The 18,753-nt window shown below is 70.6% G+C and carries 16 protein-coding genes; 10 read left to right on the top strand and 6 right to left on the bottom strand.

The features are described 5' to 3' along the window. The 5 genes from QQJ79_RS12295 to QQJ79_RS12315 all read left to right on the top strand — a co-directional run. A partial coding sequence (locus QQJ79_RS12295; RefSeq protein WP_284223220.1) for an HlyD family secretion protein occupies positions 1-552 on the top strand: 552 nt, incomplete at its 5' end. Beyond that, positions 549-2,138 (top strand): DHA2 family efflux MFS transporter permease subunit, encoded by a 1,590-nt coding sequence (locus tag QQJ79_RS12300; RefSeq protein ID WP_284223221.1) that lies wholly within the window; start codon positions 549-551, stop codon positions 2,136-2,138. The genes QQJ79_RS12295 and QQJ79_RS12300, both read left to right, overlap by 4 nt. Then, the gene (locus tag QQJ79_RS12305) at positions 2,138-2,731 is read left to right on the top strand and encodes a TetR/AcrR family transcriptional regulator (RefSeq protein ID WP_284223222.1); all 594 of its coding nucleotides are present in this window, start codon (positions 2,138-2,140) and stop codon (positions 2,729-2,731) included. The genes QQJ79_RS12300 and QQJ79_RS12305 overlap by 1 nt, the downstream gene beginning before the upstream one ends. Positions 2,732-2,791: 60 nt before the next feature. Further along, a complete protein-coding gene (locus tag QQJ79_RS12310) occupies positions 2,792-3,547 on the top strand; it encodes a creatininase family protein (RefSeq protein WP_284223223.1) in 756 nt (251 codons plus the stop codon). A 21-nt stretch (positions 3,548-3,568) separates the two neighbouring features. Then, on the top strand, positions 3,569-4,078 hold the full coding sequence (locus QQJ79_RS12315) for a phasin family protein (RefSeq protein ID WP_284223224.1): 510 nt from the start codon (positions 3,569-3,571) through the stop codon (positions 4,076-4,078). Here QQJ79_RS12315 and QQJ79_RS12320 read toward each other — a convergent pair. The 6 genes from QQJ79_RS12320 to QQJ79_RS12345 form a co-directional block, all read right to left on the bottom strand. Continuing rightward, positions 4,071-5,516: an AMP nucleosidase gene (locus QQJ79_RS12320; protein ID WP_284223225.1), complete on the bottom strand. Its 1,446-nt coding sequence runs from the start codon at positions 5,514-5,516 to the stop codon at positions 4,071-4,073. The two genes, QQJ79_RS12315 and QQJ79_RS12320, sit on opposite strands and share 8 nt — an antisense overlap. Before the next feature lie 45 nt (positions 5,517-5,561). After that, entirely contained in the window at positions 5,562-6,665 is a 1,104-nt protein-coding gene (locus QQJ79_RS12325) for a hypothetical protein (protein ID WP_284223226.1), read from the bottom strand. 66 nt (positions 6,666-6,731) lie between these two features. Then, the gene (locus tag QQJ79_RS12330) at positions 6,732-7,589 is read right to left on the bottom strand and encodes an alpha/beta hydrolase (protein WP_284223227.1); all 858 of its coding nucleotides are present in this window, start codon (positions 7,587-7,589) and stop codon (positions 6,732-6,734) included. A 66-nt stretch (positions 7,590-7,655) separates the two neighbouring features. Beyond that, positions 7,656-9,698 (bottom strand): AsmA family protein, encoded by a 2,043-nt coding sequence (locus QQJ79_RS12335; protein ID WP_284223228.1) that lies wholly within the window; start codon positions 9,696-9,698, stop codon positions 7,656-7,658. Positions 9,699-9,819: 121 nt separating this feature from the next. Further along, the gene (locus QQJ79_RS12340; protein ID WP_284223229.1) at positions 9,820-11,928 is read right to left on the bottom strand and encodes a S9 family peptidase; all 2,109 of its coding nucleotides are present in this window, start codon (positions 11,926-11,928) and stop codon (positions 9,820-9,822) included. Between the two features lie 73 nt (positions 11,929-12,001). Further along, entirely contained in the window at positions 12,002-14,104 is a 2,103-nt protein-coding gene (locus QQJ79_RS12345) for a S9 family peptidase (RefSeq protein ID WP_284223230.1), read from the bottom strand. A 97-nt stretch (positions 14,105-14,201) separates the two neighbouring features. Between QQJ79_RS12345 and QQJ79_RS12350 the strand changes: the two genes are divergently transcribed. From QQJ79_RS12350 to QQJ79_RS12370, 5 genes are read left to right on the top strand one after another with little or no spacing between them, the layout of a single operon-like run. Continuing rightward, positions 14,202-15,065, top strand: coding sequence for a GNAT family N-acetyltransferase (locus tag QQJ79_RS12350; RefSeq protein ID WP_284223231.1), 864 nt, complete (start codon positions 14,202-14,204; stop codon positions 15,063-15,065). Further along, positions 15,062-15,526, top strand: a complete 465-nt coding sequence (gene tsaE, locus QQJ79_RS12355; protein ID WP_284223232.1) for a tRNA (adenosine(37)-N6)-threonylcarbamoyltransferase complex ATPase subunit type 1 TsaE — start codon at positions 15,062-15,064, stop codon at positions 15,524-15,526. Before QQJ79_RS12350 ends, tsaE begins: the two co-directional genes overlap by 4 nt. After that, the gene (gene amgK / locus QQJ79_RS12360; RefSeq protein WP_284223233.1) at positions 15,519-16,607 is read left to right on the top strand and encodes an N-acetylmuramate/N-acetylglucosamine kinase AmgK; all 1,089 of its coding nucleotides are present in this window, start codon (positions 15,519-15,521) and stop codon (positions 16,605-16,607) included. Before tsaE ends, amgK begins: the two co-directional genes overlap by 8 nt. Continuing rightward, positions 16,604-17,329 carry an N-acetylmuramate alpha-1-phosphate uridylyltransferase MurU gene (murU, locus tag QQJ79_RS12365; protein WP_284223234.1) on the top strand — a complete coding sequence of 242 codons (726 nt, stop codon included), beginning with the start codon at positions 16,604-16,606 and terminating at the stop codon, positions 17,327-17,329. Before amgK ends, murU begins: the two co-directional genes overlap by 4 nt. Continuing rightward, positions 17,326-18,648 carry a PD-(D/E)XK nuclease family protein gene (locus QQJ79_RS12370; RefSeq protein WP_284223235.1) on the top strand — a complete coding sequence of 441 codons (1,323 nt, stop codon included), beginning with the start codon at positions 17,326-17,328 and terminating at the stop codon, positions 18,646-18,648. Before murU ends, QQJ79_RS12370 begins: the two co-directional genes overlap by 4 nt. Positions 18,649-18,753: the final 105 nt, after the last annotated feature.

Genomic DNA, 18,753 nt, shown 5'->3' on the forward strand with positions numbered 1-18,753 from the left:
CGCACCGCCGGGGTGCTGGGCTCGACCCGCAGCCAGAGCCTGGCCGCGGTCGACGTCGCCCGCGCCCAGGTCGAACAGGCCCGCATCGCCCTGGACCGCACCGTCATCCGCGCCCCGGTCGGCGGCGTGGTCGGCGCCCGCGGCGTGCGCGTCGGACAATATGTGCGGCCCGGCGGCCAGATCCTGTCCATCGTGCCGCTGGGCCACGCCTATGTGGTCGCGAATTTCAAGGAAACCCAGCTCGACCGCCTGCGCCTCGGCCAGACCGTCGAGATCAGCGCCGACGCCTTCCCGGGCGAGCGGCTGACCGGCCACATCGACAGCTTCGCCCCGGCCACCGGCTCCGAATTCGCCCTCATCCCGGTCGAGAACGCCACCGGCAATTTCACCCGCATCACCCAGCGCGTTCCGGTGCGCATCCGCGTCGACCGCGCGGGCGCGGCCGCCCTGCGGCCCGGCCTCTCGGTCGAGGTCAAGGTCGATCTGAAGAGCCGCGGCGGGCTGAATTTCGCCGAGGCCGCGACCGGACCCGTCGTGGCCGCGGTCCGGTGACCGCCGCCGCCCCGACGATCGAGGCCGCCGCGCCCGCCCCGGCGCCCGAGGTCAACTGGACCGTCCTGCTGCTCGGCTTCGCCGGGATGGTGATCGGCCAGTTCATGGCCATCCTCGACATCCAGATCGTCGCCTCCTCCCTGCCGCAGATCCAGGCCGGGGTCGGCGCCTCGGCCGACGAGATCAGCTGGATCCAGACCGCCTATCTGATCCCCGAGGTCGTGATGATCCCCCTGTCGGGCTATCTGTCGCGGCTGTGGGGGACGCAGAAGGTCTTCCTCGTCTCCTGCGCCGGCTTCCTGCTCATGAGCCTGGCCACCGGCATGTCGTCCTCGATCGAGGCGATGATCTTCTTCCGGGCCCTGCAGGGCTTCGTCGGCGGGGCCATGATCCCGACCGTCTTCGCCGTGGCCTTCACCGCCTTCCCGCCCGAAAAGCGTGTCACGGCCAGCATCGTCATGGGATTGATCGTGACCCTGGCGCCGACCGTCGGCCCGACGCTGGGCGGGCATCTGACCGAATGGCTCAGCTGGCGCTGGCTGTTCTTCATCAACGTCGTCCCGGGGATGCTGGTTCTGTTCCTGGTCGGCCGCTACGCCGATTTCGACAAGGGCGATCCGTCGCTGGCCAGGGGCTTCGACTGGGCCGGGCTGGGGCTGATGGCGACCTTCCTGATGAGCCTGCAGTTCGTGCTGGAGGAGGGGTCGAAGAACGACTGGTTCGCCGACGACATGATCCTGCTGCTGGCCGTGGTCGCCACGATCACGGGGCCGGCCTTCATCTGGCGCTCGCTGACCTACCGCAATCCGATCGTCGAACTGCGCGCCTTCGCCAACCGCAACTTCCTGGTCGGGGTGGTGATGACCTTCACCGTCGGGGCGGCCCTGTTCGGCGGCACCTTCCTGCTGCCCCTGTTCCTCGGCCGGGTGCGCGACTATTCGGCCTCGGAGGTGGGGACGACCATGGTGGTCTCGGGCCTGGCCATGTTCCTGACCGCCCCCTTCGCCGGGCGGCTGGTGCGCACCGTCGATCTGCGGCTGCTGATGTTCGGCGGCTTCATGATGTGCGCCTGGGGCATGTGGGACGCGCGGCTGGTCACGGCCGACTGGGGCTTCTGGGAGTTCGCAGGCGTGCAGGCGGTGCGCGGCTGCGGCGTCATGCTGGCCATGATCGCGGCCCAGCAGGTGACGATGTCGACCCTGCCGCCGGAGATGGTCAAGAACGCCTCCGGCCTGGTCAATCTGAGCCGCAACGTCGGCGGCGCCTTCGGGCTGGCCATCCTCAACACCTCCCTGACGCAGAACACCGCCCTGCACATGAGCGAATTGACCCAGAACATCCCCGTGACGAGCGCGGGCATGCAGGCCATGCTGGCGGGGATGCAGGCGCGGTTCGCGGGCTCGATCGATCCGGCCGGGTCGGCGATGAAGGCGGTGTATGGAATGCTGCAACGGCAGGCGACGACTCTCGCGTTCGGCGACGCCTTCGCCATGCTGGCCATCGCCTGCGCCTTCGCGGCCTTCGTCACCCTGCTGTCGCGCCCGGTGAAGGCGCCGGCCGGGGCGCCGCCGGTGGAGGCGCACTGATGTCGCGCGCGGCCGGACAGATCGACGAGACCAAGACCGAGGCCATCCTCGACGCAGCCCTCGCGCTGTTCGGGGAGAAGGGCGCCCTGGCCTCAATGGAGGCCATCGCACGCCGGGCCGGGGTGTCGCGCCAGACGCTGTACAATCGCTTTCCCAACAAGCTGGAGATCGGCCGGGCGCTGGCCGCCCGCCGGTCCGACGCCATCAGCGCCCCGCTGCGCGCCGGGGGCGACCCCGAGACGGTGCTGACCGCGCTCGCCGCCGGCCTGCTGGACAAGCTGTGCCGGGCCGAGGCCGGCGCCTCGATGCGCGGCGTGGCCCTCATGTCGCCCGAGATGCCGGAGCTGGCCGACGCCATCTATCAGGCGGGCCCGGCGGAGGGGCTGCGGCGGCTGTCGGCCTGGCTGGCCGAACAGGACCGGCTCGGCCTGGTCTCCGTTCCCGACCCCGACGCCGCGGCCGAGATGTTCTCGGGCATGGTGCTGGGCCACGGCCACCTGCGCGGCGTCCTGGGCGTGGCCCAGCCAGTATTCGACCTCGAGGCCCGCGCCGCCGAGGCCGCCCGCCGCTTCCTCAGGGCCTTCGCCCGCTGAAGGTTGGCCCCGGCCGCCAATCGGCCTAGACCGCGCGCAAATCGTACCGGAGTCCCCACCATGCTGATCCATCTGTCGTCCTGGCCCGAGATCGACGCCCGCCTGAAGACCACGAAGACCGTGGTCGTGCCGATCGGCTCCAACGAACAGCACGGCCCGACCGGCCTGCTGGGCACCGACTGGATGTGCCCCGAGATCATCGCCCATGCGGCCGAGAAGCAGGACGGGAGCCTGGTCGTGGCCCCGACCTTCAACATCGGCATGGCCCAGCATCACCTCGCCTTCGCCGGCACCATCTCCCTCCGCCCATCGACCTTCATGGCCGCGATCACCGACTGGGTGTCGTCGCTGAGCCGGCACGGCTTCGAGCGGATCTATTTCCTCAACGGCCACGGCGGCAATGTCGCCACCATCGAGGCGACCTTCGCGGAAATCTACGCGGAGTGGAGCTTCGTCGAGGAGCAGCCGCCCTTCGTGCTCAAGCTGAAGAACTGGTGGGACCTGCCGGGGGTCCACAGCCTGTGCAACCAGCTGTTTCCCAAGGGGCACGGCATGCACGCCACCCCGTCCGAGATCGCCGTGACGCAGGCCGCCTATCCCGACCACATCAAGACGGCGGACTACAGCCCGCAGATCGCGCCCACGGGCCCGATCCGCGACGCCCTGGACTATCGCGCGCGCTTCCCGGACGGCCGGATCGGCTCGGACCCCGCCCTGGCCAGCCCGGAGCATGGGCGCACCATCATCGCCGCGGCGGTTCCCGCCCTGCTCAAGGATGTCGCCGACTTCGCCAACGAGGTCTTGCCCGAGGTCTGAAACCAGCCCAAGGCATGGGCCATGACCCAGTTCGACAAAGCCATCAAGACCGGCCGCCGCCTGACCCGCGACGGCGCGCGGGCGGCCAACACAGCCCTGTCCGGCGGCGAGATGCTCAAGGCCGCGGGCGACGTCATCAACGCCCGGCTGGAGATCATGGCCGCGGGCATGGTCGATCCGCGCAAGGCCGACCTGAAGGAAATCTCGCTGATGAGCTCGGAAAAGGTGGAGGCCCTGTCAGCCTCCGCCTCGGCCATGGCCAAGACGTTCGGCGACATCGGCGGCCGTCTGGGCTCCGGCGTCATGACCGAGGCGGGCCACGCCTCGAAGGCCGCCGCGTCGATCGCCGCCGCCGCGACCCCGGCGGCGGCGATGCAGGCGCAGTACAGCTACGCGGTCGGCTGGTGGAGCCGGGCGGCGGCGCAGATGCTGACCCTGAACAGCGCCATGCTGAAAGGCCAGGCCGACGCGATGCGCCCGATCCACAAGACCGCCGTGGACAATGCGAAGCGTCTGAAGAAATCTACCTGAACGGCGGCTCGTCGAAGGCGCGGAGCTTGCGCGAGTGCAGGCGGGAGCCCTCGGCGCGCAGCAGGTCGATGGCGTGGATGCCGATCTGGAGATGCTCCGAGATCGACCCCTCATAGAAGCGGTTGGCCTGGCCCGGCAGTTTGATCTCGCCGTGCAGGGGCTTGTCCGAGACGCACAGCAGGGTGCCGTAGGGCACGCGGAAGCGGTAGCCCTGGGCCGCGATGGTGGCGGACTCCATGTCGATGGCCACGGCCCGGCTCTGGTTGAACCTCAGCGCCGACTTTGAATAGCGCAGCTCCCAGTTCCGGTCGTCGGTGGTGACCACCGTGCCGGTGCGCAGCCGCCGCTTGACCTCCTCGCCCGGCGCGCCGGAGACGATCTTGGCGGCGTCATACAGGGCGCGCTGGACCTCGGCGATCGAGGGGATCGGAATGTCCGGCGGCAGCACCGCGTCGAGCACATGGTCATCGCGCAGATAGGCGTGGGCGAGGACGTAGTCGCCGATGCTCTGTGAGGGGCGCAGGCCGCCGCAGTGACCGATCATCATCCAGGCGTGGGGCCGGGTGACGGCGAGGTGATCGCAGATGGTCTTGGCGTTGGACGGACCGACGCCGATGTTGACCAGGGTGATGCCGGCCCAGCCCGGCGCGGTCAGGTGATAGGCCGGCATCTGGTGCTTCTTCCAGGCCGCATCCATGACCGCCGCCTCGGGATTGGGCGTGTCGCGGGTGATGACGATGCCGCCGGCGCAGACCAGTTTGTCATAGGCGCTGTTCGGGTCCTGCAGCTGGGCGCAGGCCCAGCGCACGAACTCGTCGACGTAGCGGTTGTAGTTGGTGAACAGGATGTAGCTCTGCACGTCCTCGACCGGGGTGCCGGTGTAGTGGCGCAGGCGGGCCAGCGAGAAGTCGGTGCGCAGGCCGTCGAACTGGGCCAGCGGGAAGGCCCTGGTCAGGTCGAACATGCCGTCGGAGATTTCGTCGCCGATGTGCGCCAGGTCCGTGGTCGGGAAATAGCGGGCGACGGCGGCCGTCTGGCTGCGGTCCAGCGCCACGTCCGAGCCGTCCATCACATAGGGAAACGGTATCTCCTGCTCCGACGGCCCGACGTCGAAGGTGGCGCCGTAGTCGGCCTCCAGCAGGCTCAGCTGCTCCGTCAGATAGGGGCGGAACAGGTCGGGGCGGGTGATGGTGGTCGAATAGACGCCGGGCCGCGACAGGCGGGCGTAGGCGCGGGTGGCGAGGTTCTGGGGCCGGTCGCCGAACCAGCTGACCCTGAGCTCCGGATAGGAGAACAGGCCTTTGGCCCGCGCTTCCGGATCGGCGCGTTCGCCGGTCCGCAGGAATGTCCCCACCGCGGTGCGCAGGTTGGAGACGGATTGGCTGTAGAGGGTTTCGAGGCGGTCCAGCGCCGCCTGTGCTGTCATCGTTTCTGTCATGGCCTCGTCTAGCGGAAGAACGTGACCTTGGCGAGACGGCGCAGCTTAGTCCCGCGACGCCTCCGCCCGGTCGATCAGCGCGAGGGTGCGGGGGTCTTCGGCGTAATTGCGTCTCAGGGCCGCCCCGTCGGCCGTCAGGGCCGCGCAATCCAGTTCTGCGATTACGCGGGCGATTTCCGTGCCGCGCGCGGCGTCATAGGGTTCCTCGCCGCCCCAGTGGGCGCAGCCGATCCATCGCCCGACATAGTCGAACACCTCCGTGTCGATGCGGCTGGCAGCCTCCATGAGCGCGTCGCGCACTGAGACGTTGCTGAGCACCAGTCGATCGCCCTCGATCTCGAAGGACAGAATGGCCGTACCGCCCGTGCCGCAACAATTGCCGTCGCCCGGCTGCCATAATGGGGTGAAGGCCATCATATTGGGCCAGTCGAACCGCACGCCCTGCCAGATTTCCAGGCCCTCGGGCAGTTGCCCGTCGAGGCTGTCGCGCCAGCTCCAGGTGTCGATCTGGGTCAGGCGACGGCTGTCGGGGGCGTCCCAGCGGAACAGGACGTCGGCGTTGCCGCCGCCTGAACCCGCGTGAATGCCGGGCACGGCGATATAGGCCGCCCCGTTGAACTCCGGGCCGCTCAGCAGGACGGGCGCGTCGAAGCGGGCGCCGTCGAAACTCCAGGCGATCGGCGCCGTCGGCCCCATCCGTGCGGCCCCGGCGTCGCCGAAGAAGACGATCCCTCCGGAGATTCCGTTCTCGTCGGTATAGCCCTCCTGGACCTGCCACTGCAGGCGGGCCTCATCGAGCGCCAGATAGCCGCCCATGGGGGAGCTGCAGCCCTTGAGGCCTGTGGCGACGCATTCGCGGCCGAGCGCCGGCGGTTCGGGGAAGACCATGGCGCCGAGTCGTTCGTCCCGTTCGGCCTGGGCGACCAGTTCCGCGATCCGGGACCGGATATCGTTCGCCGGGTCCACACCCTCCGGCAGCTCGGCGTGACCGGCCCGCCAGTCGGCCTGATCGCGCGCGAGCGCAAGCGGCAGGGGCGTCGCCTCGCGGGCGCGGCGCAGCGCCTGATCGAGGGTCGGGGTCTGGCTGACCACCGGCCCGGCCCCCGCCAGCGTCAGCGTCGCCACTGCGAGAACGGCCAGAGTTCGCATGCGCTGTCTCCCCATCCCGCCACCCTGCCCGCGCGCGCGGGCGGGGCCTACTGACGCCTTCTGACGTCAGCCCAGCTCGCGTCGCAGGAAGGCCGTGGCGTCGTCCAGCACCGGCGCCTTCTTGCGGAACAGGGGCGAGAAGGTCGAGATCAGGTCGGCGTGGTTCAGGCCGGGATAGAGTTTGCTCTCGCAGCGGCCGCCGACCGACCGCATCCGCTCGCACAGGATGGTGGTGTCCTCGGCGTGGACGATGACGTCGGCCGTCCCGTGCCCCAGCCACAGCGGCGGAGCGTCGGCCCGGGCGAAGGTGACGGGCTGGGTCAGGGTCGGGTCGGCGACGCGCCCGAAGGCGTTGACCGAGGCGGGGACGTCGAACGGCAGGAAGTCATAAGGGCCCGCCAGGCCGACGGCCGCCTTGATCAGGCCGGGCGCGCCGGCGGCGGCCATATAGCGCCGGTCGAGGGTGATCATCAGGGCCAGGTGGGCGCCCGCCGACTGGCCGATCACGCCCAGCCGGGCCGGATCGGCGCCGTACTGGCCGGCGATCTCGCCGACCCGGGCCGTCGCCAGGGCCGCGTCCTCGACGAAGGCCGGGAAATGCACCTGGGGGACCAGCCGGTAGTCCGGCAGGGCGACCACGAAGCCGCGCGCCGCCAGCGCCTGCGCGGCCCAGGCGTAGTGGGTCTTGTCGCCGCTGTCCCAGCCGCCGCCGTAGAAGAGCACCAGCACGGGCCATGGCCGCTCCGGGACCGTGGTGGGCACGAAGACGTCCATCATCTGGCGCGGGTCGTCGCCATAGGCGATGTCGCGGGCGGCGCGGCGCACGCCGCCATCGCGCGGCCCGAACGTATTCAGCATGGCCAGCGGCGAGCAGGCGGCGGCGAGCAGTCCGAGCGCGGGGGCGAAGAGGCCTCTTCGGGTCATGCGGTCCTTGAGGGCGAATGGATCGACAGGCCCCAAGATACGCACGGAACGCGCTTTGGGCTCAACCTATCGCGCGGACGAGATCAGCGCCCCGCAGTTGGCGTCCTCCGCCAGTCCCGGATCGACGAACGGCAGAAGGGCGACCAGGGGGTTGATCAGGGCGCCCAGCGCCGCGCCGATGCCGAGCTGTCCGGCCACTGCGCCGCCCTCGATGCCGACCTTCGGGGCGGTCAGGGGGCCGACGACGGTGATCGGCGACCAGAGGCGGATCAGGCGCGGCTGTTTGGTCTCGCCGTCGATACGCAGATTCATCGTCTCGGCGCCGAGGTTGATGGTCCCGGTCCCCTTGGCCAGAACCGGCGTGGTGTCGATGACGAAGGTGCGCGCCGTCGCCACGCCGCGCCTCACCGTGAAGTCGGCGACCGCGCAGCGGATCTCTGATGTTCCGGTGTCGCCGGACAACAGCTTGCCGAGGCCGGCGGTGACATTGATGCCCAACAGTTCGGCGAAGGCCGCACGCATCCGGCCCTGCGGCACGACCAGGCTGATCGTGCCGCTGGAGTTGGCGGCGAAATCATGAACCGAGGCCCCGGGACCCTCGAGCCTGGCGCGGCCGAGCGCACTTCCGGTCACGACGGGCGCGCCGTCACGGGCCGGTATGATCGATTCCAGCGGATAGCCCCTCAGGCGGAAGTCGGCGGTCGTATAGGGCGTGTCGCGGCTGGCGTTGATGCGGGCGGTCCCGTTCAGCGAGCCACGGTTGAAGTCGAAGGACACCGGATCGAGGCTGAGAACGCCGTCCTTCAGGTCGGCGCCCAGGTCGACCTGGCGGATGTCCAGCTCGTTGCGCTTCACCCGCGCGGCGCGGTAGCGCAGCGTGCCGTCCATGACGCGCAGCCGTTCGACGTTCAGCGGGGCGGTCGGCAGCAGTTTGGCGCCGGCGCCCGAGGTCGTCACCGTGTCGCCGGAGGCCGTGACCCGAGGCGTTCCGCCGAGCACGGCGGACAGGTCGTCGATATCCAGCAGACTGGACCGGAGATCCGCATCGACCCGGCGGCGGTCGCCGGCCTTGTCGACCGTCAGGTCGCCGGACAGATCCGACGTGCCGACCCGGCCCGAGAAGTCGTTGAAGGTGAAAAGCGTATCGTCCCGCCTCAACGTCCCGCTCAACCGATAGGGCGGGGTGTTGGGGGTGGTGATGCCGGTCAGGAGATAAAGGTCCGCCATGTCCCGGCCCTGCAGGCTGAGCGTGGCCGTGAACTGGCCGAGATCGAAGGGCCGGGTGATCGAGCCGTCGGCGATCAGGGTCGAGCCGACGCCCGACAGTTCCGCCTTGAAGGCGTAGGGCCGGTCGCGCCGGATGTTGATGAAGGGGCCGCCGCGGACTTCGAGCCGCAAGGGGGTGCCGTTCATCGTGCCCCGTCCGTCGAGGTGGAAACCGGCCTCTCCGTCCGTGCCCTCCCGCGCCGAAACCGTCGCCTTCAGCGTCATGTCGCGCTTCTGCTCATCCAGACTCAGCGTGCCGTCGCGGATGACCAGATGATTGATCAGCGGGATCTTCATACCCTGGTCGTCGGCCTTGTCGGGATCGAGCACCCAGCTCAGACGCCCGTCCTCGGTGGCGATCAGCACCACTTCAGGCTTGGTGATGATCAGGCTCGGCATCTCGATCCGGCCGGCCAGCAGGGCGCCCAGCCGGATGGAAGCCTGGAGGTCGGCGACCTTCAGCGTGTCCTCCTCGAGCGCCCAGTCGGGGCCGCCGACGCGCAGGCCCCGCACCTGCGCGGAGGGTGTCATGCTGAACAGATTGACGTCGAGGTCGCCGTTGAGCTCGATCTCGCGGTCGTATCTCGCCGAGGCCCAGTCGCCGATCGGACCGCGCAGCCAGTTCCACTGGAACAGGGCGAGGAAGAGGACGAACAGGGCGAGGAGCAGGAAGGTCCCCCCGAGGGCGATCGCCTCGGGCCGACCCGGACGGCGCAGCCCGCCATAGACCGGATCGTTGGCGACGACCCAGTCCCGCCGCTGGCGCGCCCAGGCGCCGGCCGGGACCAGGGCCCGGTCGCGCACGACCAGCCAGTTCGGATTGTCTTTCAAGGGGTTGGGCAAACCGGAACTCCGTCGAACCCCTGACAACGCGCGAACGTGGCAGTTGGCGCCATCGGCCGCAACGAGAAGGGCGCGCCCGTCGCCGGACGCGCCCCCTGTCGATCGCCGATCCGGCCCGGAACTACTCGGCCGGGGTCAGATACTTGTCCAGCCAGCCGAACACCTCGGTGTGCCACTGGCGGCTGTTGGCGGGCCGGAGCACCCAGTGGTTCTCATTGGGGAAGACCACCAGCCGGCTCTCGATGCCGCGGCGCTGCAGGGCGGTGAAGGTCGACAGGCCCTGGGCGGTCGGGATGCGGTAGTCGAGCTCGCCCTGGACCACCAGCATCGGGTCACGCCAGTTCCGCACATGGTTGGCCGGATTGAATTCCTGGTAGGCGCGCGGGTTGTCGTAGGGGGTGCCGCCGTTCTCCCATTCGGTGAACCACAGCTCCTCGGTCGAATAGCCCATGCCGAAGGTGTCGAAGACGCCGTCGTGGTTGACCAGGCATTTGAACTCGCCCGGCCAGTTGCCGGCGATCCAGTTGACCATATAGCCGCCGTAGGAGGCGCCCAGGGCGCAGGCGTTGTCGCCGTCGAGGAAGGGATAGCGTTCCTGGGCGAAGGCCCAGCCCTTCTGCAGGTCTTCCAGCGGGCGGTCGCCCCAGTGCTGGCTGATCGCGTCGGTGAAGGCCTGGCCGTAGCCGGTCGAGCCGTGGAAATCGATCATCACCACCGCATAGCCGGCCCCGGCGTAGGTCGAGGCGTTCCAGCGGTACGACCAGCTGTTGCCGAACGAGCCCTGCGGGCCGCCGTGGATCAGGAAGGCGACCGGATATTGCCGCCCCTCTACATAGCCGGCCGGCTTGATGACATAGCCGTGCACGGTCTCGCCGTTCCAGCCGGGGAAGCTGAACTGTTCCGGCTCGCCGAAGGTCTCGGCGTCCAGCGACGGGTTCACATCGGTGATCCGGCGCGGCATCTCGCGGCCGCGGAACGTCTTCACGAACAGCTCGCTGGGCCGGGTCAGGGTGTCCTGGGCGAAGACGAAGCCGGACGGCGTCTGCTGGAAGGCCGAGACATGGCCCTCGCCGGTGACCGGCACGACCGAGCCGCTGGTCACGTCGACGGCGAACAACCGGGTCTGACCGACGTCGCCGGCGGTGGTGTAGAGCGTCCGCCCGTCGCGCGACCATTGCAGGGTGTCGGCCGACCGGTCCCAGTTGGCCGCGATCTGGCGAACCTGGCCGGTGGCCATGTCGCGCAGGAAGATGGCGTATTTGTCGGCCTCGAAGCCCGGCCGGGCCATGGCGCGATAGGCCATCGTCCGCCCGTCCGGCGAGAAGACCGGGCCGGTGTCCCAGGCGTCATTGCCGTCGGTCAGGTTCTCGAACGTCCCGTCGCCGCTCAGGCCATTGGTGCGCCAGAGGTCGAAATTGGTGCTCCACGGCTCGGACCGGCCCGCCAGTCGCGCCGAGAAGACGATCGACTGGCCGTCGGGGGCAAAGGTGAATTCGCTCTCGTCGCCGAAGGGCTTGGAAGGCGTGTCGCCGTCGAAGCCGCGCGTGACCATCACCGGCTCGCCCGAGCCGTCGGCGTTGACCACGAACAGATGGTTCTGGGTCCCGTCGTTCCAGGTGTCCCAGTGGCGCACGAACATCCGGTCATAGACCTGGCCGGTCGCGGGGTCGTCGGCGACGGCTTTCGCGCGGTCGACGGTGCAGGCCAGGTCGGCGCAGTCGGGGAAGACCGCCAGCGACACGACCACCTTCGAGGCGTCGGGGCTGAGGCGGTAGGCGTTCACGTCCAGCGGCAGGTTGGTGACCTGGACCGGGCCGGTCCCGTCGGCGGCGGCGCGCCAGACCTGGCTCGTGCCCGAGCGCCCCGAGAGGAAGTAGAGCTTGCCGTCCGAGCCCCAGCGGGCGGTGTTGGCGCCGCCCTCGTTGATGGCCAGCCGCATCGGCTCGCCCGGCGCGTTCAGGTCCATCATGAACAGGGCGCCCGAGCGGCGGTTGGCGTCGACATCGGTGGCGGTGACCGAATAGACGACCCAACGCCCGTCCGGAGACACCTGGGGATCGCCGAGCCTGTTGAGGGCGATCATGTCCTGCCAGGTGAAGGCATTGAGCTCCTGGGCCGCGGCGGCCGGGGCTTCGGCGACCACCGCCGGCGGCGTCTCGGCCAAAGCCGGAACGGCGGCCAGCAGGACGAAGGCGGCGCAGGCGCCGGTGAGCAGGGAACGGTGACGCATGAGCAGGTTCCTGGTGACGAAGACGCGGATCAGGGCGCTGGCGTAGCACCGCCCGACCCCGGGCGGAAGGCGTTCAGGGCGCGGGGGCCGGGCCGGTATGGCCGGCGGTCCAGTCCAGAATCTCCTGCTGCCAGTCGACCCAGTTGCGCGGCTTGAGCACCCAGTGGTTCTCGTCCGGCACATGGACGAAGCGGCTTTCGATCCCGCGCCGCTGCAGGGCCGAGAAGGTTCCCAGCCCCTGTTCGACCGGGACCCGGAAGTCGCGCGAGCCGTGCAGGACGAGCATGGGCTTCGACCAGTCGCCGACCCAGGTGTTTGGGCTGAATTCCCGATAGAGGTCGGCCCGCTCCCACGAGGGCCCGCCGAACTCGGCGATGAAGGTGGCGATGTCCATGGCGTTCATCAGCTGGCCGACGTCGAACACCCCGGCGTGGTTGACCAGACAGCGCCACGGCCCGTTCCACTTGCCGGCGATCAGATTGACCATATAGCCGCCGTAGGAGGCGCCCAGCGCGCAGGCCCGGTCGCCGTCGATGAAGGCGTTGGCGGCCAGGGCGGACTCCCACCCCTTCTGCAGATCCTCCAGCGGCCGGTCGCCCCAGTGGTCGTTGATGGCGTCGGTGAAGGCCTGGCCGAAGCCCGGCGAGCCGTGGAAATTGACCATCACCACCGCATAGCCGGCGCCGGTGTAGATCTGCGGGTTCCAGCGATAGCTCCAGCCGTCGGTCCAGGGCGATTTCGGCCCGCCGTGGATCAGATAGACGGCCGGATAGCGCCGCCCCTCGACATAGCCCGCGGGTTTGAACACCCAGCCCTGCACGGCCTCGCCGTTCCAGCCGGGGAAGGTGAACGCCTCGCCCTCGGGCAGGTCGGTTCCGGCCAGGACGGCGGCGTTGTGGTCGGTCAGGGCGCGCGGCGCCTCGCCCGAGGCGTCGACGATCTGCGCCGGGCCGCCGAAGCCTTCGTGCGACAGGATCAGCCGGCCGCCGGCCTCGTCAAAGGCCGAGACCGTGCCTTCGTCGGTGACGGCGCGGACGGCGCCGGTGCGGGCGTCGATCTCGAACAGCTTCTGCTGGCCGTTCTCGGCGGCGACGGCGTAGAGGGCCCGCCCGTCCGAGCGCCAGCGCAGGGCGCCGGGACCGCGGTCCCAGTCCGGCGTCAGGGCGCGGGCGTCCGAGCCGTCGACATTGCCGACCATGATCATCGCCTGGTCGCCGAACACGTTCTCGCGCCGCCCCGCCAGCCAGGCCAGCCGCCGTCCGTCCGGCGAGAAGGCCGCATTGGTGTCCGGAGCCGGATTGGCGTCCGTCAGATTGACCGCGGAGCCGCCGTCGATCGAGGCGCTGTAGAGGTCGAGGTCATTGGTGAAGGCTTCCGTCCGGCCCTGCATCTGGGTCGAGAAGACGATGCGGCGGCCGTCCGGCGAGATGACGAACTCGCTGTCGTCGCCCTGCGGCCGCGACGGCGTGTCGCCATCGACCCCGCGCATCAGATCGCGCGCCTCGCCGGCGGCCAGTCCGGACCCGTTCAGCGGCAGGGCGAACAGGTGATTGCGGCGACCGTCGTGCCAGCTGTCCCAGGGTCGCAGCGGCAGGCGATCATAGGTCCGCACGGTCGAGACCGAGGCGGCCTGGGCCTTGAGCCGATCCCGCGTGCAGGCGAGGTCGGGGCAGTCGACGAACACCGCCAGGGCCACGACCAGCGTCCGGCCGTCGGGGGTGAGGCGGAAGGCGGTGACATCGACGGGCAGGGTCGTGACCTGCACCGCGGCCTGGCCCTCGCGGTCCATGCGCCAGACCTGGCTGGAGCCGCCGCGCGAGGAGAGGAAATAGATCGACTGGCCGTCCGGGGCCCAGCGCGCGCTGGCGACGCCGCCGTCGGACGCCGCGAGCCGTCGCGGCGGGCCCTCCCGTTCGATCACCCAGGCCGAGCCGACCCCCCGGTTGCCGGCCCAGTCGGTGGCGCGGACGGTGTAGAGGACCCGGCGGCCGTCGGGGGACAGACGGGGATCCGCGACCCGCTCCATCATGGCCAGCTGATCGGGGCTGAGCCCCCCGGCCGCCGTCGGGGCGACCACCGGACCGGCCTCGGCCGGCGGAGTCTGGGCAAGGGCCGCGCCGCTCATCGCCAGCGCCAGGGCCGCCGCGCCGGCCAGAAGTCCCATCCGCATCGTCATTCGCCCCGCCCCCTGATTGAGAGGCCAGACTTAACACGGCGGTCGCGGCCGCCAAGCGGCTTGCCGTGCGCGCCGCAAGCGGCGACAACCGGGGCGAATGACAGAGACCGTCGCCCTCACGCCGACCCGTCGCGAACCGCACATCTGCGACGTGCTGATCGCCGAGCGCGCGCCGCGTTTGACCCGGTCGCTGGTCTGGCCGGTCATCCGGCCGGTCCTCTACAAGCTGCTCAACTATCGCGCCGCGGTGCAGATGGCGGACGCGGTCCGGCCGCTGACCGGCGCGGAGGCGCTCGACTATATGAGCGACCTGATGGACCTGCGCGTCGCGGTGATGAATCCCGAGCGGATTCCGGTCGATGGGCGTTGCATCATCGTGGCCAACCACCCGACCGGCATCGCCGACGGGATCGCCGTGTTCGACGCCATCCGCGCCCGGCGCGCCGACGCCGTCTTCTTCGCCAACGCCGATGCTCTCAGGGTCTCGCCGCGGCTCGGCGAAGCCGTGATTCCGGTCGAATGGGTCGTGGCCAAACGCACCCGCGAAAAGACCCGCGCCACCCTGCTGGCGGCGAAGGAGGCCTTCGAGGCCGAGCGCTGCGTGGTCATGTTCCCGGCCGGGCGGCTGGCCCGGGTCGCGCCGGACGGCTCGGTGACCGATCCGGAATGGGCCCCGACGGCGGCCTCGCTGGCGCGCAAATACGGAGCCCCGGTGGTGCCGGTCCATGTCGCGGGGCCCAACTCCACCCTCTTCCACCTGTTCGACCGGGTGTCGCAGGAGCTGCGCGACATCACCCTGTTCCACGAACTGCTGAACAAGAAGAAGACGGCGTTCCAGCTCAAGGTGGGCAAGCCGATCCCGCCCTCGCGGCTCGACATCGACTCGGTCAAGGCGACCTACGGGCTGAAGGCCTTCACCGAACGGGTCCTGCCCAGCCAGCCGGACGCCGACTTCGCATGAGCCGCGAGTGGATGCTGGAAGACGCCGGGGCCACGACCCGTCTGGGCGCGGCCATCGCGCCGCGGCTCGCGCCGGGCGAGGCGGTGCTGCTGTACGGCCCGCTGGGCATGGGCAAGTCGACCCTGGCGCGGGGGCTGATCCGGGCCATGACCCGGCCCGACGAGGACGTCCCCTCGCCGACCTTCACCCTCGTGCAGTTCTATGAGAGCGCGCCGCCGGTGGCCCATTTCGACCTCTACCGCCTGACCCGCCCCGAGGAGGCGGCGGAGATCGGGCTGGACGAGGCGCTCGACGAGGGGTGCGCCGTGATTGAATGGCCCGAGCGGCTGGGCGACGATCCGGCGGCCTGGCTGGGGCCGGACCGTCTGACCGTGACCCTGGCCGAACAGGGCGAGGGCCGGCTTGCGACCGTTTCTGGCGCAGGGGCGTGGGAAGCCAAGCTGAAGGATCTGCATGTCTGACCGCGAACTCCAACGCCTCGACTTCCTGAGAAAGGCCGGCCTCGCCGACGCCGTGCGCACGCCGCTGGCCGGCGACGCCTCCACGCGCCGCTATGAGCGTCTGACCACCTCGTCCGGCGCGACCCTGATGCTGATGGACCAGCCGCCCGCGGCGGAGTCCCGATCCTGTGACCCCGCATGGACCCCGGCCCAGCGCCATGCATCGGGCTGGAACGCCGTCGCCCGTCTGTCGGCCGGGCGCATCGAGGCCTTCGCGGCCGTCGCCGACCATCTCAGGTCGCTCGGCCTGTCGGCGCCCGAGATCATCGCCGTCGACGCCGTGGCGGGCCTGGCCGTTCTGGAGGATTTCGGCGACGATCTGTTCGCGCGGGCCATCGCGGCCGGCGCGCCGGAAGAGCCGCTCTACCTCGCCGCCGTCGAAGCCCTTGCGGCCCTGCACGAAGCCCCTGCGCCGGACGTCCTGACCGGCCCCGCCGGGGACTGGCCGCTGCTGCTCTATGACGAAACCGCGCTCCAGGGCGGGGCCGACCTGTTCGTTGAATGGATGCCGAGGCTGAATCCATCGCTGGCCTTCGACCAGGCCGCCATCGACGAATGGCGCGCCGCCTGGGCGCCGATCGCGGCCCGCGGCGCGGCCGGGGCCACCGTCATGGCCCATCGCGACTATCACGCCGAGAACCTGATCCGCCTGCCGCACCGCCCGGGCGCCGCCGGCGTCGGGCTGATCGATTTCCAGGACGCGGTGCGGGCCCATCCTTCCTGGGACCTGCACTCCCTTCTGCAGGACGCCCGCCGCGAGGTGCCGCCCGCCCTGGAGGCCCGCGCCCTGGACCATTATTTCGCCCTGCGCCCGGCCACGGACCGCGAGGCCTTCCTGCGCGACTACGCCGGTCTGGCCGCGCTCAACGAGGCGCGCATCCTCGGCGTCTTCGCCCGGCTGATCGTGCGCGACGGCAAGCCGCGCTACCGCGCCTTCATGCCGCGCATGTGGGCCCATCTGAACGCCAACCTGAAGACGCCGGGGCTCGAACCCGTCGCCGGCTGGTTCGACCGCCACGTTCCAGAGTCGGATCGCCGATGACCGCCCCCACCACCGCCATGGTCCTCGCCGCCGGCCTCGGCACGCGGATGCGGCCCCTGACCGACGACCGGCCCAAGGCCCTGGTCGAGGTCGCCGGACAGGCCTTGATCGACCATGTGCTTCGCCGATTGGGCGAGTCGGGCGTCGAGCGGGCCGTCGTCAATGTCCACTGGTTCGCCGAGCGGCTGGAATCGCACCTCGCTGCGCGGGCCGACGGGCCGGAAATCCTCATCTCCGATGAGCGCGCCGAACTGCTGGAAACGGGCGGCGGCCTGAAGAAGGCGGCGGCGCTACTCGGGTCGGACCCGGTCTTCGTGGCCAATATCGACAGCGTCTGGACCGACAACGGCGCCCGCGGCGACAGCGCCCTGAATCAACTCGCGCGCCTGTGGAATCCGTCAATCATGGATGCGGCGCTTCTTCTCGCGCGACGCGAAGGCTCGATCGGCTTCGAGGGCGGCGGCGATTTCTTCCTCGCCGACGACGGCCGCTTGACCTTCCGGGGCGACGCGCCCGAAGCGCCGTTCGCCTATATGGGCGTCCACATCTGCCGCCCCGACTATGTCGCCGACGGCCCCGAAGGCCCCTTCTCCCTGAGCGGATTGTGGCGTCGTTCGGCGGCGGCGGGCCGGCTGTACGGCTGCGTGCTGGACGGCGACTGGATGCACGTCGGCGATCCTGAAGCGCGGGATGCGGCCGAGGCCAAACTGGCCGGAACATGACCGCCCGCTTCGATCCCTTCGCCGCGCCGGGGCCGCGCTGGTATGCGATCGAGGCGCAGCGGCCGTTTCTCGACGACCTCGCCGCCGGCGTGCTCGACTGGCTGGGAGAGCATCCGCCGGAGACGCTGTCCGACGCCGTCATCCTGTTGCCCAACCGCCGCGCGGCGCGGGCCTTCACCGCCGCCCTGACGAAACGGGCCGGCGGTCGCCCCATCCTGCTGCCCCAGGTCCGGCCCCTGGGCGATCTGGAAGAGGACGAACCGCCGTTCGCGCCGGGCGACATCGGCCTCGACCTGCTTCCCGCCATCAGCCCGCTGGCCCGCCGGTTTGAGATGGCGCGGATGGTCGCGGCCCATGATCCCCGCGCGGCGGCCTCGCCCCTGCATGCGCTGGAGATGGCCGACGCCCTCGGCGCCTTCCTCGACTCCTGTCAGATCGAAGAAGTCCCGGATATGGGACGTGTCGCCGAACTCGGCGGCGCGGACCTGGCCCAGCACTGGATCGACTCCGCCGCCTTCCTCGCCATCGCGGTCGAACAATGGCCCGCGCGTCTGGCCGAACTCGGCCTGATGGACCCCGCCGCGCGGCGCACCGCCCTGCTGCGTCGTCTGGCTGAGACGTGGGACGCCCGACCGCCGACCCAGCCCCTCATCGTGGCGGGATCGACCGGCACGGCTCCCGCCGCCGCCGCCGTCATCGGCGCGGCCGCGCGCGCGCCGCAGGGCTGCGTCGTCCTGCCGGGACTGGATCTGGACCTGTCGGTCGACGCCTGGGACGCCGTGGATGAGCAGCATCCCCAGGGCGCGCTGAAGCGGCTGCTCGACCGTCATGACGTCGCCCGCGACCGCGTCGCCGTCTGGGGCGGGTCCGCCGGTCCTGCGCCGTCGCCCAGACGGCGCCTGATCGCCGAAGCGCTGACGCCGCCCAGGGCGACGGCCGACTGGCGCAACACCATCGACGCCATGGCGCGGGAGCCCGGCGACCCGGTCGTCGAGGGGATGGCCGGTCTGACCGTCGTGTCCGCCCGCGCCGAGGAGGAGGCGACCACCGTCGCCGCCGTGCTGATGCGCGAGGCGCTGGAGACGCCGGGCAAGACCACCGCCCTGGTCGGTCACCCCCGATCCCCTGTTCGCCCGCCGGGTCCAGGCGCGCCTGTCGCGGTGGGGGCTGGAAGCCGATTCCTCGGCGGGAGCGCCCCTGGCGATCACGCCCGTGGGGGTGCTGCTGTCGCTGATGGCGGATCTGGTCGGCGAGCCCTTCAGCGGCGCGACCCTGCTGGCCTTGCTCAAACACCCGCTGGTCCGGCTGGGTCTGGATGAGCGGACGCTGGCGGATCGGGCGCGGGCGCTGGAGCTTCACGGTCTGCGCGGGCCGCGTCCCGGCGACTGGGCCGCCGTCGGGCGCCAGCTGGCGCGGGCCCGGGC

This window comes from Brevundimonas denitrificans (assembly GCF_030160755.1).
Taxonomy (GTDB): Bacteria; Pseudomonadota; Alphaproteobacteria; order Caulobacterales; family Caulobacteraceae; genus Brevundimonas; species Brevundimonas denitrificans.

What these genes read in the sequence shown, in the direction of transcription:
- tsaE (WP_284223232.1), top strand. Translation starts at nt 15,062, where the DNA reads ATGAGCCGCGAGTGGATGCTGGAAGACGCCGGGGCCACGACCCGTCTG.
- QQJ79_RS12350 (WP_284223231.1), top strand. Translation starts at nt 14,202, where the DNA reads ATGACAGAGACCGTCGCCCTCACGCCGACCCGTCGCGAACCGCACATC.
- QQJ79_RS12315 (WP_284223224.1), top strand. Translation starts at nt 3,569, where the DNA reads ATGACCCAGTTCGACAAAGCCATCAAGACCGGCCGCCGCCTGACCCGC.
- amgK (WP_284223233.1), top strand. Translation starts at nt 15,519, where the DNA reads ATGTCTGACCGCGAACTCCAACGCCTCGACTTCCTGAGAAAGGCCGGC.
- QQJ79_RS12330 (WP_284223227.1), bottom strand. Translation starts at nt 7,589, where the DNA reads ATGACCCGAAGAGGCCTCTTCGCCCCCGCGCTCGGACTGCTCGCCGCC.
- murU (WP_284223234.1), top strand. Translation starts at nt 16,604, where the DNA reads ATGACCGCCCCCACCACCGCCATGGTCCTCGCCGCCGGCCTCGGCACG.
- QQJ79_RS12345 (WP_284223230.1), bottom strand. Translation starts at nt 14,104, where the DNA reads ATGACGATGCGGATGGGACTTCTGGCCGGCGCGGCGGCCCTGGCGCTG.
- QQJ79_RS12340 (WP_284223229.1), bottom strand. Translation starts at nt 11,928, where the DNA reads ATGCGTCACCGTTCCCTGCTCACCGGCGCCTGCGCCGCCTTCGTCCTG.
- QQJ79_RS12325 (WP_284223226.1), bottom strand. Translation starts at nt 6,665, where the DNA reads ATGCGAACTCTGGCCGTTCTCGCAGTGGCGACGCTGACGCTGGCGGGG.
- QQJ79_RS12370 (WP_284223235.1), top strand. Translation starts at nt 17,326, where the DNA reads ATGACCGCCCGCTTCGATCCCTTCGCCGCGCCGGGGCCGCGCTGGTAT.
- QQJ79_RS12310 (WP_284223223.1), top strand. Translation starts at nt 2,792, where the DNA reads ATGCTGATCCATCTGTCGTCCTGGCCCGAGATCGACGCCCGCCTGAAG.
- QQJ79_RS12305 (WP_284223222.1), top strand. Translation starts at nt 2,138, where the DNA reads ATGTCGCGCGCGGCCGGACAGATCGACGAGACCAAGACCGAGGCCATC.
- QQJ79_RS12320 (WP_284223225.1), bottom strand. Translation starts at nt 5,516, where the DNA reads ATGACAGAAACGATGACAGCACAGGCGGCGCTGGACCGCCTCGAAACC.